The sequence below is a fragment of the Rhizobium sp. BK602 genome, from assembly GCF_014195095.1.
Classification (GTDB): Bacteria; Pseudomonadota; Alphaproteobacteria; order Rhizobiales; family Rhizobiaceae; genus Rhizobium.
The window spans coordinates 25941-43416 of sequence record NZ_JACIBC010000012.1; the positions used below are offsets into that span (position 1 = coordinate 25941).

Genomic DNA, 17476 nt, shown 5'->3' on the forward strand with positions numbered 1-17476 from the left:
TTATTTCTCCCGCATAGGAATTGAGGCAAGTTTTGCCCTCGTTGGTTTCACCGCCCGCAAAGTTCTGTTTCTTCGCCTGACGATGTCCTGGACATGGCTCTCGGTGCTGGCCGAGCGGCCAATGCCTGAAATGCGGAATCCGAGCTGTTTGGCGGCTTCCGCATCCAAAGCGTTCCTGAGGTCGATGAGGATCGGCTGGCGCATGCTCTGCTTGAGCTGGACCAGATCGATTTTCCTGATGGTTTCCCATTCCGTCATGACGACGACGGCATCGGCATCCCTCGCGCATTCGTAGAGATCCTCGAAGAAGTCGACGTCCTCGAGGACCTTTGCGGCATTCTCGATGCCGATAGGGTCATGGGCGCGGATACGGCCGCCCAAACGCTGCAGCGCTTCGATGAGCGGCACCGAAGGGGCGTCGCGCATGTCGTCGGTATCGGGTTTGAAGGTGAGGCCGAGGATGGCGATCGTCATGCCATCCACGTCGCCGCCGAGAGCCTCCATCACCTTGAGCGCCATGCGCCGCTTGCGGGCCTCGTTGGCCGCGACGGTCTCCTCGACGATGCGCAGCGCGACGCCATGGTCCTGCGCGGTTCGCAGAAGCGCCAGCGTATCCTTCGGAAAGCACGAGCCGCCATAACCGGGGCCGGCCGTCAGGAAGCTCGCCCCGATACGCTTGTCGAGCCCTATGCCAAGCGCGAGTTCGCCGACATCGCTGCCCACTTGCTCGCAAAGATCCGCCAATTCGTTGATGAAGGTGATCTTGGTCGCCAGAAATGCATTCGCGGCATATTTGATGAGTTCGGCCGTGCGCCGCATGGTGACGATGATAGGCGTATCGCGCAGGCCGATCGGTCCGTCATAGAGTTCGAGAAGGCGCTTGCATGCGCGCTCGTCTTCGACGCCGATGACGACCCGATCCGGCGCGAGGAAATCGCGCACGGCGACGCCCTCGCGCAGAAACTCGGGATTGGAGGCGACCGAGAACGTGCCGGCCCTGCGGACCGAACCGATGATCTTCTGCACCACGTCTCCGGTGCCGACGGGTACGGTCGATTTCACCACGACGACCGTGTCGTCGGTCATCAGCGGCGCAAGTTCGCGCGCGGCCTGATAGACGAAGGACAGATCGGCGTCCCCCTGGCCGGCGCGCGGCGGCGTACCGACGGCGATGAAGACCATGGTGGCGCCCTCGACGGCCTCGGCGAGGTCGCAGGTGAAGTCCAGCCGTCCGGCAGCGCAATTGCGCTCGACCAATTCGTCGAGATCGGGCTCATAGATCGGCATCCTGCCCTGTCTGAGGCCCGCGATCTTCTGAGCGTTCTTGTCGACGCAGACGACATGATTGCCCCATTCGGCAAAACAGGTGCCGCTGACCAAGCCCACATATCCGGTTCCGATAACAGCTATTTTCATCTGCGTTCCCCCCTTTTTTATGAGCGTCAATTGTCGTCGGCGCCTGAGCGCCAGTGTGGATTGAAGACGATCCGGTGCAGCTCGTGGCCGCCGACGCCGGCGCCTGCCACGGAAAAGCGAGTTTCAAACAAAATGTAGCCACTCGTGTCCCAGGTCAGCGATCGCAGTCCCTCGTTACCGCGCTCGAGGGCGGCAACACACGGCAAGGCCATCAGGGTCATCAGGCTGCCGGCGAGCGCCGGACGATAGAAGCGCCTGCTGACGCACACCGTGTTTTCGCGCGCATGCTGCGTGATGATGACCACAAGGAGCAGGACGTAGACGGCCGCGTTCACGATGGCGAAAATGTAGAAGCCGCTGGTCTCTCCCGCATGGGCGACGAAGAGGACCGGGAGGATGGAGATCAGCGCCAGAAAACCATAGGGAGCCAACACCCGGAACGGCAGCGGATCGACCTCGGATGTCCCCTTGGGGGTGACGCGAAAGTCGACGAAGGAGCCCGTTGCCCAATCGCGAACGGCCGCCAGAGCTCCGGCAAGCGCCCATGGCCAGCGGGCGAACAGGAACAAAGTCATCTCCCAGCTCAGCACCTTGGCATCCACCGGCCGGAACGTGCCGGTGCTGCGCCAGCGATAGGCGAACAGGATCAGCAGGACCGATTGCGGTATGAAATGAACGAGAAAATCGGGATAGGAGACGTCGACGAAGTTCCATCCGAGCACAAGCGCAAGAACCGGCAGGAAGAACATCAGCCCCATGAAAAGCGAGAAAAGGGAATACCAGAACTGCGAGAACAGGAACTGAATCTTGAGGCGCAGCGGCAGGCGGCTGACGAGCTTGGGCGAATATTGCAGCAGGATCATCATCAGGCTGCGCGACCATTGAAATTCCTGGGTAATGAGATCGGCAAAGGTGCGCGGTCCGTCGCCATGGGCGATGGCTTCGAGCGCATGAACGCCGCACCAGCCATGCGCGTTCATCATCAGCGTCGTCGAGTGATCTTCCGCGAGCTCCGGGCCGAGGCCGCCGATCGCCTGCAAAGCCACGGTCCGGACGGCATAGTGCGAGCCGATGCAAAGCGGTGCCAGGCCGCCGTTGAAGCCCGACTGCAGCGATCCATGCATGCTGGCTTCGGCATAGAGGCGTCCACGCGCCGACCAGCTTTCATGCGCGTTGGAATCGCAGATGCTGGGGGCGGACACATAGCCGACGGCCGGATCGGCGAAAGGGCGCAGCATGTGATAGAGATAGTCTGTTTCAGGCACATGATCGGCATCGAGCTGGACGACGAAATCATAGCGTTCATAGCCGTAATGATCATAGAAGAAGGCGAGGTTGCCCTCCTTGCAGCGGGTACGCCGCGGCCACGTCTGGCGGTGATAATCCTCACGTCCCTTGCGGGTGGAAACAGAAACCCCCTGCGTGCGGCACCATTCCAGCGTCGCAGGCGAAGGATCTTCATCGGCGAGCCAGGTGTCGTGCGGCACCGGTTGCGTCAGCATGGCGCTCAATGTGCGGGCGACGATCGCAAAAGGTTCCGAAGGCGCCTTCGTCACCACCATCGCCACACGGCTGCCGGCGGGCAGGCGCAAGTCTCCATCCGGCTTGCGGGCGCGGAAGAACACAGCCATGAAATAGGCTGGCAGGATCGTGACCCATGCCAATATCAGGGTAACCAGGACCGAGCCCGTGGCGTTGACATGATGGCTCGGCAGGAGCCACCAGTGCCAGAAAAAGGCGAGCGCCATCAGCCACAGGCCGACGCAGGCGACATATTCGGCGCGTTGATAGCCGCGCAGGACCGGCACCATCAAGGGCTCTTCCTGCAAGACTTTCGCCTGTGCTCGGTGCGGGGTCATCGCTGCACCTCCAGCCCGAAGAAGGGGGCTGCGGTGCGGATGATCGTGTCGATGTCAGAATAAAGCGCCTGGAAGCCGAGCTTCTCGGTTGCAAGAGCCGACGCCGCATAGAGTACGGGTGGATCGCCGTCGCGGCGGGCACGCATCGCGACAGGCACCGGGCGGCCGGAAATGCTGCTGATCGCACTCAGAATTTCCTTGATGGATGTCCCGCGACCGGTTCCCAGATTGATGGCGAGATTGGCGCCGCCCGACATCAGATATTCGACCGCCAGGACATGGGCGCGAGCCAGATCCATGACATGGATGTAGTCGCGAATGCAGGTGCCGTCCGGCGTGTTGTAGTCGTCGCCATAGACTTCGAGGAAATCGATGGAACCGGCTGCGGCCAGAAGCGCGCGCGGGATCAGATGGGTCTCGGGCTTATGCCATTCGCCGATCTCACCCTCCGGATCCGCCCCCGCCGCGTTGAAGTAGCGCAAGGCAACATATTTCAGCCCGTAGGCGGCCGAATAATCGGCGAGCATCTGTTCGGCGATCAGCTTTGTCCTGCCATAGGGATTGATCGGGCGCTGGACTTCATTTTCGCGGATCGGCAGATGTTCCGGTATGCCGTAGGTCGCGCAGCTCGATGAAAAGATCAGATGCTCCACCCCGGCGCGCCGGCATGCTTCGAGCAGCGAATGCGTGCCGGTCACGTTGTTGGCATAATATTTCGCCGGGTCTTTGACGGACTCGCCGACATAGGCCGAGGCGGCAAAATGAATGACGGCGGCCGGATGATGTTCCGTGAGGACCTCGGCAAGCCGCTGCATGTCGAGGATATCGCCCTGGACGAAAGGTCCCCAGCGCACCGATGCCAGATGACCGGTCGAAAGATTGTCGTAGACAATCGGTTCGAAGCCCTGCTTGAAGAGGAGCTTGGCGGTGTGGCTGCCGATGAAGCCGGCGCCACCCACGACGAGGATGCTTTGCCTGGACATCACGCAACCTCGACAAGCTCGCCGCTTGGCCGAACAAGCTGACGCTCGAAATAAGCAGCCGTCGATTTCAGGCCTTCCGCCAATGCGACGGTGGGCTCCCAGTTCAATTCCCGTTTGGCAACGGTGATGTCTGGCCGGCGCTGCCTGGGGTCATCGACCGGCAGCGGCTTATGAACGATCTTCGAGGACGAGCCCGTCATGGCGATGATCTGCTCGGCGAGATCGCGGACGGTGAATTCGCCCGGATTGCCAAGGTTGACTGGCGTATGAATGGGTGACGGGCTCCCCATCAACCGGATAAAGCCCTCGATCAGATCGTCGACATAGCAGAAGGAGCGCGTCTGCGAGCCGTCGCCGTAAACGGTGATATCCTGTCCCTTGAGCGCCTGGACGATGAAGTTGGAGATGACGCGGCCGTCGTCGGGGCGCATGCGCGGACCATAGGTATTGAAGATGCGGGCGATCCTGATGTCGACGCCGTATTTCAGATGGAAGTCGTGGAAAAGCGTTTCGGCGGACCGTTTGCCCTCGTCGTAGCAGGAGCGTGGGCCGAAGGAGTTGACATGGCCCCAATAGCCTTCCGGCTGCGGGTGCACTTGCGGATCTCCATAGATTTCCGAGGTGGATGCCTGGAATATCCGTGCCTGGTGATGAACGGCAAGTTCCAGCAGGTTCAGCGATCCGAAAACACAGGTCTTCATCGTATGGATCGGGTCCGCCTGATAATGCGGCGGCGAAGCCGGGCAGGCGAGATTATAGATCTCGTCGACGGGCAGGTCGATCGACGCAACGATATCGTGGCGGATGAAGCTGAACGTGTCGAAGCGCAACAGGTGCCACAAATTCTCCATCCGCCCCGTGGAGAAGTCGTCGACGCAGACAACTTCGTGACCGTCCTGCAGCAAGCGCTCGCAAAGGTGCGAGCCAAGAAATCCCGCGCCACCTGCAACAAGAATGATACGCTTGTCAGTATGTTTCAGGGACAAATGTGCGGATTTGAATGCCATGTTCATAATACCCTCCCGATTATTACAAGACGCGGTTAAACCCCCATGTAAAATCACGGGAATTTCACTTATTGACATTTGATAATGGGGAAATCCTTGTGGGAATTACCGATTATAATTTACTTATATTTAAAGAGACTGTCGTTATCCGGGAATTCAGAAAGTTTACAATCTGTCCATTTATTTGTTCCGGATGGGCACAGTTCGCGGCTTTTTCCTGGCAAAAGGCACTTTTTTGGTAAGTATATACTTACATATCGGCTGGCCCGAGCTGAGAATTTGCGTGAAGGGAGCGCCGGGAATTGGACGATTATTCGCCAAGGAGTTGCGGGCGGGGGTCATAGGCTGCGGCCGATGAGGCGTCGGTCTTTGCTGCAGTGACTAGGATAGATGCGCCGTGTGCAGCCCCGACGCACACCTCAAATGCCGATCGCCAGCCGGACCTTTTGTCCGGCTGGCGATCGGTGGCTTTCAAAGAAATGGAATGGCTGTCCCGAGCTAGCCGCGAGCGGCGGCTGCCAAACCGCCGCTGCTGGACCTTGCCGTTGACGGTGCGGCATGGGCGGCACGAGCGGTGCCGGCGCGGTCGGCTGCGATTAATGACTGCTTCGGGCTGATGTCCCAATACAGCCCCCAGCCGTCTCGCAACAAGCCATTCGGCTCAATCGTGCCTTTTTCCAGCAAAGCGCTGCGCAGGCGGTTGGCTTCGGCATGGGTTGCGCACTCAACCGTAATGGAAGAGCCGTAGTCGCAGGGGTCGAGTGGCCCAGCCTCGATTGCCATGAAATGTTGACCGCCGAGCGTGAAGCCCGCCAGTTTCGCACTGCCGGCGGGACCGCTCGGACTATTGGCGGGAATGAGAGAAATCCAGCCGATCGACGAGTCCGGAAGCAGCGACGTGTAAAATCGGACTGCGGACTCCATGTCTCTTTTGAACCAAAGATGTCGCCTGACTTTCATCGCTTGTGTCCTCACTCGTTACCAATTCTACAAAGACGAACCCCAACGAATGACCGTCGATCATCTTTTGAAATTCATTCAAAACGACAGCAGTTTCGCTTCCGGCTTCGTCGATGCCGGATTTCACTGTCCGACGGAAATCTTGCCGATGGGTGGCGCTTGCGCCTGCAAGCCGCGCCTCAATGCTGGTTCATTGCAACTCTTTGTGCGAGAGCCATGACGTAATCGTCGGCAATATCGGCCAGGGTCAAAGCGACTTCGGTTTCCTTCCAGCCCGCCGCAACTGCGATTTGCACCAAGGTGCTGTAGGCGACGGCAAGGATTTCCTCCCGCTCAAGCGCGCGAAAAGCATCGGTCCCGGCGTGATAGGGACCGTTGATTTGGATTTTTGGACCAGCAGACGTCATTGGCATGCCCCCTACAGGTTGCCATCTCATATCGAGCGCAAATGTTTCATATGCCCCGATGGTGATTGTTCGAATGTTTCCTGCCTTTCTTTTAAGCACCTACTACTTTACCTGTCGTTATCCACGCGTCCTGAAACTTGCAGCAGCGTCCATTTCTGCGATGACTTCGATCCTTGCCGGCAGCATTTGGCGGCCGCCATGCCTGCGCAAGGGAGGCGATGGGGCATAAGCGACCGGCACACGGCTCGCGCGAATTGCCGATGGACAGGAAATGGACCGACTAATGACTATGGCCGAGAGCCCGCAGCCATTTGTCGAAGGAAGGAGTTCCCTCGACAGTGGAAGCCGGTGTCTCCGAATGGCCGAGATAGGGAGGGACGGTCAGGTTGCGTGCCTCGCGAGGGCTGTAGCCGAACTCCTTGCTGAACGCTCGGCTGAAATGGGCGGCGGATGAGAAGCCGATGTCAAAGGCGATATCGGCGACCGGCTGCCGGTTCGTAGTGTCGCTGAGGGCGGCATGGGCGGCGAGAAGGCGCCGCCGCTGAATATAGTGATGAACGCCGCCGTCCGGCCCGAACACCTGGTATAAGCGCGTGCGTGAAATACCGAGCTCCCGGCACAGGCGTTCCGTCGTCAGGTCGGAGGACTTCAAATTGCGCTGAACGAAACGGCGCATGCGCTCCATCAAGGCCCAGGTGCTATGGGGCTCTGGGACGGACGAAGCTTCCGCCGAGGAGGAAACGCAGGTCAAAATCATATCGCGCGTCGTCTGCACCACATGCGGAAAATCTCTTTCCGCGAAGCCCGCGAGATTGGCCTCGATGCTGTCGAGATAATCGACCAGCATTTTGGTGTAGGTTCCGGACAGGACGATGTTGTTCCTGATCTCGGTGGAGCCGGGATTGTCAAAAAGCAATTCCCGCGGCAAATAAAGCGACAGGCTCTGCGCCTGGGTCGAGCGTCCCCTGAAGGGATGACCCAAAGACCGCAGTTCCACCGTTGCGGGCTCGCCCTCGCTGACACGCCCGTCGACCTCCGTCCAGGTGTGGCCGCTGCGCAGTATCGAGACGTGCCAATGATCAATGAGATCCGACCGCACCTTTGCCAGCGAGCGCATATAGCTGTGTGGAGGGGTATTTTGCTGCACCACCAACATCCCGCCGAGATTCCACGCGGTATGATCGGCTGCAAACTCCACCTGTTGCGAAATGTCCGGGCGCCTGACCTCCATGAGGGGAGCCATATAGGCTTGCCAGGCAGAAAATTGCTCGTCCGGTTTCAGTTCGCGGGTGGAAAACGACAGCGGCGTCAGCGTCGGTGAAGCGGGCTGCCTATTCTCGCTGGCTCTTTCCTGCCGCGGAAAACGGCGGCGTTCGACCTGTGCGTCGCTGCTTGCGTCGCTTCGCGGCTTGTTCTTGTTATCGACAGCAGGTGCTGCGGCTTGTTCGTCGCGTCGAAGGTCTGACAATTTGGCCCCTCCAGAGCCGGAGCCTCATATACGCTTGCGGTGTCGATGCCTTGAATCCCCGGCCGACAGCCAGCTTGTTTCCAGATATGATCCCGTTACCGACTATTGTCCACGCAATTTCTTGCGAAGATTGTAATATCCCGACATATACGCAAGTTTTCCGGCCGGTCTTCTTGCCGGATGCTGTGCCGTTCCGGCAATCTGCGGTCTTTGAAGCAGATCGGCCGTGACGCACTGCCAACGGTTTTCGCGCGGCCGCCGATGCCCCGCCGGATCGGCGACGGGAACCCGCTCCAGGCAAGGACCGCATGCGTCGAATGCGGCCACAATTTTCTTCCGTCTCCTCCCCGTGACCTGTCGCCGTCCTTCAACGACATCGGAAGGTTGCAAAAGCATTGAAGGAGCCTTGAGGAAAAAAGCGCAATAATCCTTCAAAACTATGGGCCTCCGATCTTTGCATATCATAGTGTTCATTGGCTATTTCCTAATTGAATATCTAGTAATATACTCGCGACAACGGACTCGCCGCTGACGTGCAAGGCACTTCGTTTTGGTGGAGTCTCCGCTGCGACCGCAGCGAAAGATACGCTGGCGTATAGACGAGACATGTCGGTGAGAGGTTGGGGAGCGGCTGCATCAGGGGGATGGGCCGGTTTGGGAGGTGTAACCTTATGCCCGAAAACCGTGTGAATTGGCCGAAGCTGGTTCCACAAAAATCCGAATTTGACAGCAGCTCCGAGGCGCTATTCTCCCTCTGGAGTCCTGATTTCACGCTCATCGATTGCTCCGAGAAATTTAAAGATCATGTCGGCCTCGCGTCTCAGGCGGGCGTGACGTTGTGGGAGGCCTATCCGCTTCTGGCAGGATCCGCGCTGGCGGCCGTCGTGCAGCTCGTGATCGATACCGGCCAGCCACGCACCATCCAGCTCGACGCCACGGCGCCCGAACGGCGCGATCTGCTGCTGTTCTATACTCAGGCCGGGCTGGCCATCATCGATATCAACACGACCGATGCCGGCGCCAATGCGAGAACGGCATCATTCGGGGATACTGAACGGGCGCGTCTCGTCCATCAAGCGACGCATGATGTCCTGACAGGGTTGCCCAATCGCCGTCAATTCAGCGAGGAACTCGAGAAGCTGCTCCCGGCCGACGGGAAAACGGGCGTTGCCCTGATGCAGCTCGACCTGGATGATTTCAAGCCCGTCAACGATACGCTGGGGCATGGCGCCGGCGATACGGTGCTTCGGCTCGCCGCCGAAAGGATAAGGCGCGCGCTCGGGCAAAACGGGACGGCCTATCGCCTGGCCGGCGACGAATTCGCGGTCATTCAGGTCGCCGCGCAACAACCCGCCGAGGCCGAAAAACTGGCGGAAGAACTGGTTGCCGAATTCAAGAAGCCCTTCACCATCGATGGCATCTCGTTGTTCGTCGGCGCCAGCATCGGGGTTGCGCATGCGCCGCGTGACGGCAATGCCGGCGAACAGCTGATGAAGGCTGCGGATGTGGCTCTCTATGCCGCCAAGAAGGACGGGCGGCGCTGCGCGCGAACGTTCGATCCCGGCATGCTGCTGGTTTTGGAGCAGAGGGAGCTGCTGCGGCGAAGCCTGCGCGTCGCGCTCCAGCGCGACGAGTTCTTCATCGAGTACCAGCCACTGGTGAGGCCGCCGTTCATCATCGCCGGGTTCGAAGCATTGCTGCGGTGGCGGCATCCGATGCTCGGGATAATTCCGCCCATGTCCTTCATTCCCATGGCGGAGGCCGACGGACTCATGAGCGAGATCGGCCAATGGCTGCTCGAGGAAGCATGCCGGGAGGCTCTCACCTGGCCCGAACATTTCACCGTCGCCGTCAATCTGTCGCCGGCCGAGTTTCTGGCCCCCGGCCTTACCGACAGGATCTCCCAGACACTCGATATCGTCGGCTTCCCCGCCGAGCGCCTGGAGCTGGAGATCACGGAAAACGTGCTGCTGGAGCGCACCATCAACAATCTCGACACGTTGAATACGCTCAATGTGCTCGGCATCCAGATTTCGCTCGACGACTTCGGGACGGAATATTCGTCGCTGAGCTACCTGAAGAATTTTCCGTTCGATAACATCAAAATCGACAAGTATTTCATCAAGGACCTGCTGGAAGACGAGAAGAGCCAGACGATCGTTCGATCCATCATCGCCCTGGCGCATGGCCTTGACATGAGCGTGACGGCGGAAGGCGTGGAGACGGCGCAGCAAGTGTCCTGGCTTCAGGCCGAAGGCTGCGATCGACTGCAGGGGTTTTATCTCAGCCCGCCCATCAGCACCGATCTGATCGATGACTTCATCGGGCAACGAACGCCCATTTTCGCGACCGCCGCCTATCACGGCGATCGTCCCAGTCCCTGAACAATGCCATGCGCCGATCCGTCAAGGGAGGTTTCGGTGAATATAAAAGAAACGCCGACGCATACCGCCTTCGAACAATTGCTCGATCTGGAGATGGAGATGGCGACCTTCGTTGCAGACTGGCTGTATTGCGATCAGTGTGCCAACTACGTCGCTCGAATGGTCAGTCATGACCGCCGTGATCCCATTCGTCATGCGAACCTGCTTTCGGCGGCTCTCAACGAGCTTCTGGAGATGTCGTTTCACTCGAACGAATATGGCGGCAAGTTTGCATGCCGCTTCTATCGTTGCGCCGACATCGAGCGCGTTGAATTGACCTTTCCCTGTTCACCTCAGAAATATCAATTCTACAGTGAGGTGGTGGCGGGTCTCAAAAGCGATCAGTTATTCGCGAGTTATCTCGAGGTCATCGCAAGCGATACGGCACCCGCGGACCAGGCGATCCTGCTGGGCCTGGCCGTCAATTACGACGCTGTCATTCAGCTACATGACGCCAGCGCCGGCCTCCTCACATTCATCGTCGATCTGCCGCTTGAGAGGCTACTCAATTGAGCGAAGATTCTTCCGTCAGCTTCACCGCGCAATTCAACCTCAGCAATCAGGAATTTTCCCTGACGGGCGTGCTGCGACCGCGTTCATTGGCGGAAATCGCCGATGCCCTGGCCTTGCTGCGAAGCGCCATCGAGACTGTCAAGGGTGTCTGCTACGTCAATCTCAAACGCGTCACCCACATGAACAACACGGCGTTTCGAGCCTTGACGCGCGTGCTGGTCGATGCGTCCCGCTCGAGGCCGGAGCTTAAATTCGTTGTCGTCGCTTCGAGCGTCGTTGCCTGGGCGTCCCGACAGTTTCAGCATCTTTGCGATCTTTCACCCAATATTGTCGTCGAGATTTACGACTCCGCCTTCTATCCCGGCCAGACCTTCGTCGAGAATCAGAGCTTCATTCCGATCCTCAGAACACAGACGAAAATGACCTGGCGGCATGAGCGGGAGATATTGCCCCGCCACGGGCTTCGCGAAGGCATGAGCATTGCGGATATCTGTTGTGGCATCGGCGATTTCGCGATGCTTTTGCGAAAGGAGTTCGCGCCGGCCAAGATCGTCGCTTTGGATCATTCGGCTTTGAGTCTTGACTATGCCCGCGCGGTAGCGGAAGATTTCGATGTTCGAGATATCGAATATACTTATGGTGACGCGTCGCAGATGCTTTTCGAAAGCGACCAGTTCGATTTTGTCACCTGTAGACACTCGCTGCAAATCTTTGATCGCCCGGATTTACTACTGAGGGAACTTTATCGGATCTGCAAGCCGGGCGGCAGAGTCTATATTACCAACGAGAAGAACTCCCATTGTCTCGGCGAACCACGGTCAGACAGTATTCAGTGGACGTATACCGAGGTTGCCAAGCTTTTCGCCTACTTCGACATGGATGTCGAGATGGGACCCAAGGGTAGACGCCTATTGCTGGATGCCGGTTTTACGGATGTCAAAATGGAGAGCTTCATGGTGACCAATCTCGACGGCGACCCCCGGGACTTTGCGGATATCATTACCGCATGGGAAAATGTCTATGCGGGCGAGATGGCGGTCAAGAGAGGCGATCCGCCGGACTTCATCGAGCGCTTCAGGCAAGGCTTCGAAGATCACATTTTCGCCGCGCTTCATCCCAGGGGATATGCCGGTTGGCCCATCTGGGCAGCATCGGGGCAGAAGCCGCTATGATGCACGCGCCGATCACGCCACAGAAACTGGGACTGCGGTCGTTTCGGGCCAAATTCATCATCGTCGTTGGCGGTGCGGTGCTCTTCGACCTGCTGGTCAGCGGCGGTCTGGCGCTCTGGAATGTGCAGCGTCTTTCCCGTAACGCCACGATGGAGGTTGGCGACGGCCTTGAGAGAGCCAGCCAGGACTACATTCGCTCCTACACCAATTCCACGGCAGCCCAGGTCGGCCTGCTCCTCGATCAGGTCCACTCGGACGTCAAGGCGTTGGCGGGCGTGCTGCAGGACCAGGTCGATCATCCGACCAGGAACGGCGACATCGGTGCGGCCATGGCGAAAGCGGCCCCTGGTGCGGTGACCGTCACTTACGATTCGACTGGCCAATGGGCGCAAAATCTTCCCGGATCGCCGTCGGTGGTCAGCGTATGGGGCTATCTGCTGGATAAGGACCATCGTCCGTTGCCGCAGGTCCAGGCCGATATCGAAACAAGTGCGGTGCTTGATCTCGTCGCTCCGTCTCTCCTGCAGAACGGCGCTTCGAAACTGCAAATGTACTATATCGGCCCCAGGGAGCGCCCGATCTTCCGGACCGCGCCTTACACGGCGCAGGCCCAGACATTCGACAGGCTCTATCCGGGCCATAACAGCGCGGATTTCTGGACCTTCTTCTTTCCCGGCCTCTATGAATCCTGGCAGCAATGGGCGTCGAACGCCGCGTCGCGGCCGGTGGCCGACAATATTACGCAGACCGCTCCTTATACGGATGCGATTACCGGAAAATTGATCGTCAGCTTCTTTCACCCGCTCTGGACGGCCGATCGGCATGATGTGGCCGGTGCGGCGGGCGCCGATATCACCCTCAATCAGCTGGCCGAGATCGTCGAGAACGTGAAGGTCGCCGAAAGCGGCTTCGGCTTCCTGACCATGTCCAACGGCAACGTCGTCGCCATCAATCCGGTCGGAGAAAAGATCATCGGCCTGCGCTCGGCAAGCGATGCGGCCAACAAGGGCGTGACGGGCCTCGACCGCTCCCTGCGCAACAGTACGCAAAAGGCCATCTCGACCCTGCCGCTCGATGCCGATGGCGTCATCCAGCATATTTCGCTGAACGAACAGGGCGAGGATGTTCCCTATCTGGTCGTGGTCAAGCAGCTGCATGCGACCAATCTCTGGGTGAACGGCCCGATCCAGCGCGAGGTCATGTCGCTCGGCATCGTCGTGCCGGAGCGCGAGATTTATGCGTCGCTCATCGCTGCCAAAGACCAGATATCGCGCGCCACCAATCGCATATTGCTCTATCAGATCATGGCGGTTCTCGTGTCGTTGCTGATCGTGACGGCCGCCGTGTTTGCCGCATCGAAGCGTATTACCAGCGGCATCAGCGCCCTGGCGGAAGCGGCAAAGCGCATACAGGCCAAGGACTATTCCGTCCGCGTGGACATTCCCACCAAGGATGAGGTCGCCGAAGCCGGCCTGGCATTCAACCGCATGGCGGAAGACATCAGCTTCCATACGGAAAATCTGGAAAGGCTGGTGACCGACCGGACCAAGGAGATCGAGGCCGCCAAGGAGGAGATCTCTGCGCTGAACGGCCAGTTGAAGAGCGAGAATCTGCGTCTTGGCGCCGAATTGGACGTGGCGCGGCAGATTCAGCTGATGGTGCTGCCGCGCGCCAAGGAGCTGACGGCGATCGACGATCTGGAGATTGCCGCCTATATGCGCCCCGCGGATGAAATTGGCGGCGACTACTACGATGTCCTGCAGAACGGAAAGAATCTGAAAATCGGCATCGGCGATGTCACCGGCCATGGGCTGGAAAGCGGCGTTTTGATGCTGATGGTGCAATCGATCGCGCGGGCGCTGCTCGAAGCCGGCGAAACCGATCCCGCGCAATTTATCACCGACCTGAACCGCGCCATCTTCAAGAATATCGAGCGGACAAAAACCGACAAGCATCTCACCTTGTCCTTCCTCGACTATAATGGCGAGCAATTGACGATATCGGGCCAGCATGAGGATATGGTCGTCGTCCGCAAGACGGGTGAGGTCGAGCGGATCGATACCGGCGACCTTGGTCTGCCGGTTGGTCTGGAACCCGACATATCGCCATTCGTCGCCGTCAAGGAAATATCCTTCCAGAAGGGCGATATGGTCGTCCTGCACACCGACGGCGTGACCGAAGCCGAGAATGCCAAGGGCGAGCTGTTTGGCATCGAACGGCTATGCGAGGGCGCTCGCCGCTTGCATGGCCGATCCGCTCAAGAGGTCGTGGACGGCATTCTCGCCGAGCTCATGGCCTATATCGGCACGCAAAAGATCCATGACGATATTACTCTCGTCGTGATGCGGCACAGGTGAAGGCATGACAACGGTCTTTTACGGTCGAGAACATCTGCTCCCCTTCGACACCAGCCGCGCGGTCCGGCTTTGCCTGCTGGACGGACCGCTCGGTCTCGGCTGGAAGCATTCCTCCATGACCTCCGACTTTATCGCGGAAATGGTGGCGCTGCGCTTCCGGCCGGCGAGGCGCCAATACAAGCTGGTCAGCTACGACATCGGCTATGTGACGAACGAGCTGATCGAAAACGCGATCAAGTTTCGCACACATGGCGAGATCGTCGTTGAAGTTTTGGCCGACGCGGATAGTTTTAAGATACGAGTATCGAATTTCGTCGATGATGATGCGGCAACCAGGTTTCAGCAATTGTTGTCGGATGTGATGGCAGGCGATCCGGGTGACCTGCTCATCCAGCAGCTCGAGGCGAGCGCGACGCAAAGTGGCAACACCTCGGGACTGGGGCTGCTGACGTTGATGAGCGACTATCAAGTGCATCTGGCTTGGCGTTTCGAGGTCGACAGCCCGCACAAGCGTACGAAACTTGAAACCTATGCGTCGATGGCGATTGGGCTGTCTTAAACCTGCGGAGATATGCCATGGAAATCAGGGAAGAAGCGTTCCGTGTTTGGTCCGAAGGCAGCACAGTCTATTTCGACGGGACCATGCGCCTGGCAGGACCGGACGCCTATTCGCCGGTTTACAGCCTGGCCATGAAAGCGCTTGAAGATGGTGGCGGCAAGACGATTTTCGACCTGACCGGTCTGCAATTCCTGAACTCGTCCGGCATAAACCTGCTCGCCAAACTGACGATCGAGGCGCGCAAGCATCCTGACATCCACCTGACCGTATGCGGTTCGTCCCAGGTTCCATGGCAGATGAAATCGCTGCCGAACCTCAAGAAACTGCATCCGGGCCTCGATCTGCGGCTGACCTGACGCCGGCCTCAAAGCCACTCGCGCCCCGGCGCGGATCGTTTCGGCATTTTCGCTCGCGTTCCGGACACCGCATAGGCCTCTTCCGCCGGAGAGGTCCCGATCTCGCGCGCGCCTGACGCCCACCGGCATCGACCCCTGCCTTTTTCGCGAATCGAAAGCGTTGCAAGCCGGCGCGACATGGGGTAGTCAAAACATGACATTAAAACTCAACAAATTTTAGGGGTCTGCGCGAAGCCGCAATTTCCTGCGGAAGCGGCGGAGGCAAGACCCGGCATAGCTTGTTGGATCGCGAAGATCAGGACGTGGATATGGGATGACGGAGATGCTCTATTCCCTGCATGCGGGCGAGGAAAAACGGCTCCATCGCTTTTTCCATCGCCGGCTGAAGAACCGGGATGACGTGGCGGATGCGACGCAAGAGACGTTCCTGCGGATGCTGGAAGCCTCGCATGCGACGCTGATCGAAAATCCGCAGGCCTATCTGTTCCAGGTGGCGAGATCGGTGGCGCGGGTCATTCTCACCCGGCAAACAAGGGAGGGAGCCATGTTCCTTCCCGACGATGCCGGTATGGACGAACCCGACGAACACCCTTTGCAAGACCGGATCGTCAATGCCCGGCAATGCCTGCTGATCATGGCGAAGGCGATCGAGGAACTGCCGAGGCGGTGCCAGCAGGTCTTCATTCTCAGCCGTCTGCGCGGTCTTTCCAACGGCGAGATCGCCGTCGAACTCGGCATATCCCGCAACATGGTCGAAAAGCATATCATCAAGGCGCTGCTGCATTGCCGAAAGATCCGCGCCGAAATATTTCTCTGAAACGACGTCAGGAGACGGGCATCGTTTTGGCTCTTAGGAAGAGAGCCGGAACGAATGCATGCCGTGGTAAAGCATGTCGCGCAAAACTGTGCAGCGGTTTTGTCAGAACGACATGCACAACATCAAAGACCCGAAGCGCGAGACGCGGATCTGAAAGATCGCGACGCACGTCAGGCCGCAGACAGACCGATGGGATCATGAGCCGCAGTTGCGACGAGGAAATCGACGACCGATTGGCCGAGGCCGCAGCCGGATGGGTTGCCCGGCTGCAGTCTGCCGACGCCCGCGATCAGGACAGGGCCGAGTTGCAGCGCTGGTTGCGCGCCGATCCCTCGCATGCCGTGGCCTATGATGAGATGAAGGCGCTTTGGGGCAGTCTGAAGGACGCGCCGGTATCGCTCGACAGCCTGAAGGCGCGGCGTTCGCCGGCGGCGCGGGCGATCGGGCTTGTGATGCTGGTCGGCGTGATCGCCGCCTCATCCTGCGCGGTTTACCAGATGGGGCTGATCGATCGCTGGCGTGCCGATTATTATACCGAGGTGGGAGAGGTGCGGTCGGTGGTGCTGGAGGATGGCACCAAGATCGATCTCGATACCGACACTGCCATCGCCGTGCGCTATTCCGTGGGGGAGCGGCATGTCGAGTTGCTGCGCGGGCAGGCTTTCTTCGATGTCGCCAAGAACCCGGCGCGGCCTTTTATCGTCGATGACGGAAGTTTGAGCGCAACTGCCCTTGGCACGCATTATTCCGTCCAGACCGCGGCCGGCTCGCTGCCGCATCTGGTTCAGGTCGAGGAAGGTGTCGTCGAGGTCAAGACCGGTGGCAACGACACCGTGCTCAGGGCCGGTGATGCCATTACGGTCGACAGTTCCGGCAAGGCGACGGTCGCAAAGGCGGATGTGGCGAATGAAACCGCGTGGCGGCAGGGAAAGCTGGTCTTTTCCGCGACGCCCTTGAGCAAGGTGGCCGAGACGCTGGCCCGCTATCGTCACGGCCGCATCGTCATTCTCGATGCCCAGGCGGCTGACAGAAAGGTTTCCGGGGTGTTCGATCTGTCCAATACCGACGAGGCCCTTGCCATCATCAAAAGCAATCTGCCCGTATCGGTGACCCGTGTGACTGACGTGCTGGTCCTCATCGGCTCGAAATAATCGAATTTTTTTCGAACGCGACGTCAGG

15 protein-coding genes are annotated in these 17476 nt (G+C 59.1%); 8 read left to right on the forward strand and 7 right to left on the reverse strand.

The features are described 5' to 3' along the window. The 7 genes from FHX11_RS27875 to FHX11_RS27905 form a co-directional block, all read right to left on the reverse strand. On the reverse strand, nt 1–1416 hold the full coding sequence (locus tag FHX11_RS27875; protein WP_184364063.1) for a UDP-glucose/GDP-mannose dehydrogenase family protein: 1416 nt from the start codon (nt 1414–1416) through the stop codon (nt 1–3). Nucleotides 1417–1442: 26 nt separating this feature from the next. Further along, nucleotides 1443–3275, reverse strand: a complete 1833-nt coding sequence (locus FHX11_RS27880; RefSeq protein ID WP_184364065.1) for a glycosyltransferase family 2 protein — start codon at nt 3273–3275, stop codon at nt 1443–1445. Beyond that, nucleotides 3272–4258: a UDP-glucose 4-epimerase GalE gene (gene galE, locus FHX11_RS27885; protein WP_184364067.1), complete on the reverse strand. Its 987-nt coding sequence runs from the start codon at nt 4256–4258 to the stop codon at nt 3272–3274. Before galE ends, FHX11_RS27880 begins: the two co-directional genes overlap by 4 nt. Further along, a complete protein-coding gene (locus tag FHX11_RS27890) occupies nt 4258–5271 on the reverse strand; it encodes a UDP-glucuronic acid decarboxylase family protein (RefSeq protein ID WP_184364069.1) in 1014 nt (337 codons plus the stop codon). The genes galE and FHX11_RS27890 overlap by 1 nt, the downstream gene beginning before the upstream one ends. A gap of 492 nt (nt 5272–5763) precedes the next feature. Beyond that, nucleotides 5764–6225: a VOC family protein gene (locus tag FHX11_RS27895; protein ID WP_184364071.1), complete on the reverse strand. Its 462-nt coding sequence runs from the start codon at nt 6223–6225 to the stop codon at nt 5764–5766. 179 nt (nt 6226–6404) lie between these two features. Then, nucleotides 6405–6632 carry a hypothetical protein gene (locus tag FHX11_RS27900; protein WP_184364072.1) on the reverse strand — a complete coding sequence of 76 codons (228 nt, stop codon included), beginning with the start codon at nt 6630–6632 and terminating at the stop codon, nt 6405–6407. A gap of 280 nt (nt 6633–6912) precedes the next feature. After that, complete coding sequence (locus FHX11_RS27905) at nt 6913–8100, reverse strand: AraC family transcriptional regulator (RefSeq protein WP_184364074.1); 1188 nt, start codon at nt 8098–8100, stop codon at nt 6913–6915. Between the two features lie 671 nt (nt 8101–8771). Between FHX11_RS27905 and FHX11_RS27910 the strand changes: the two genes are divergently transcribed. From FHX11_RS27910 to FHX11_RS27945, 8 genes are all read left to right on the forward strand, one after another. After that, nucleotides 8772–10484: an EAL domain-containing protein gene (locus FHX11_RS27910; protein WP_184364076.1), complete on the forward strand. Its 1713-nt coding sequence runs from the start codon at nt 8772–8774 to the stop codon at nt 10482–10484. Between the two features lie 36 nt (nt 10485–10520). Continuing rightward, the gene (locus tag FHX11_RS27915; protein ID WP_184364078.1) at nt 10521–11036 is read left to right on the forward strand and encodes a ubiquinone biosynthesis methyltransferase UbiE; all 516 of its coding nucleotides are present in this window, start codon (nt 10521–10523) and stop codon (nt 11034–11036) included. Beyond that, nucleotides 11033–12208, forward strand: a complete 1176-nt coding sequence (locus FHX11_RS27920) for a class I SAM-dependent methyltransferase (RefSeq protein WP_184364080.1) — start codon at nt 11033–11035, stop codon at nt 12206–12208. Before FHX11_RS27915 ends, FHX11_RS27920 begins: the two co-directional genes overlap by 4 nt. Then, nucleotides 12205–14565 (forward strand): SpoIIE family protein phosphatase, encoded by a 2361-nt coding sequence (locus FHX11_RS27925; protein ID WP_184364082.1) that lies wholly within the window; start codon nt 12205–12207, stop codon nt 14563–14565. Before FHX11_RS27920 ends, FHX11_RS27925 begins: the two co-directional genes overlap by 4 nt. Before the next feature lie 4 nt (nt 14566–14569). Beyond that, nucleotides 14570–15124 (forward strand): ATP-binding protein, encoded by a 555-nt coding sequence (locus FHX11_RS27930; RefSeq protein ID WP_184364084.1) that lies wholly within the window; start codon nt 14570–14572, stop codon nt 15122–15124. Between the two features lie 17 nt (nt 15125–15141). Next, nucleotides 15142–15480: a hypothetical protein gene (locus FHX11_RS27935; protein ID WP_184364086.1), complete on the forward strand. Its 339-nt coding sequence runs from the start codon at nt 15142–15144 to the stop codon at nt 15478–15480. A 313-nt stretch (nt 15481–15793) separates the two neighbouring features. Then, a complete protein-coding gene (locus FHX11_RS27940; RefSeq protein WP_184364089.1) occupies nt 15794–16297 on the forward strand; it encodes a sigma-70 family RNA polymerase sigma factor in 504 nt (167 codons plus the stop codon). A 197-nt stretch (nt 16298–16494) separates the two neighbouring features. Continuing rightward, entirely contained in the window at nt 16495–17448 is a 954-nt protein-coding gene (locus tag FHX11_RS27945) for a FecR family protein (protein ID WP_184364092.1), read from the forward strand. Nucleotides 17449–17476: the final 28 nt, after the last annotated feature.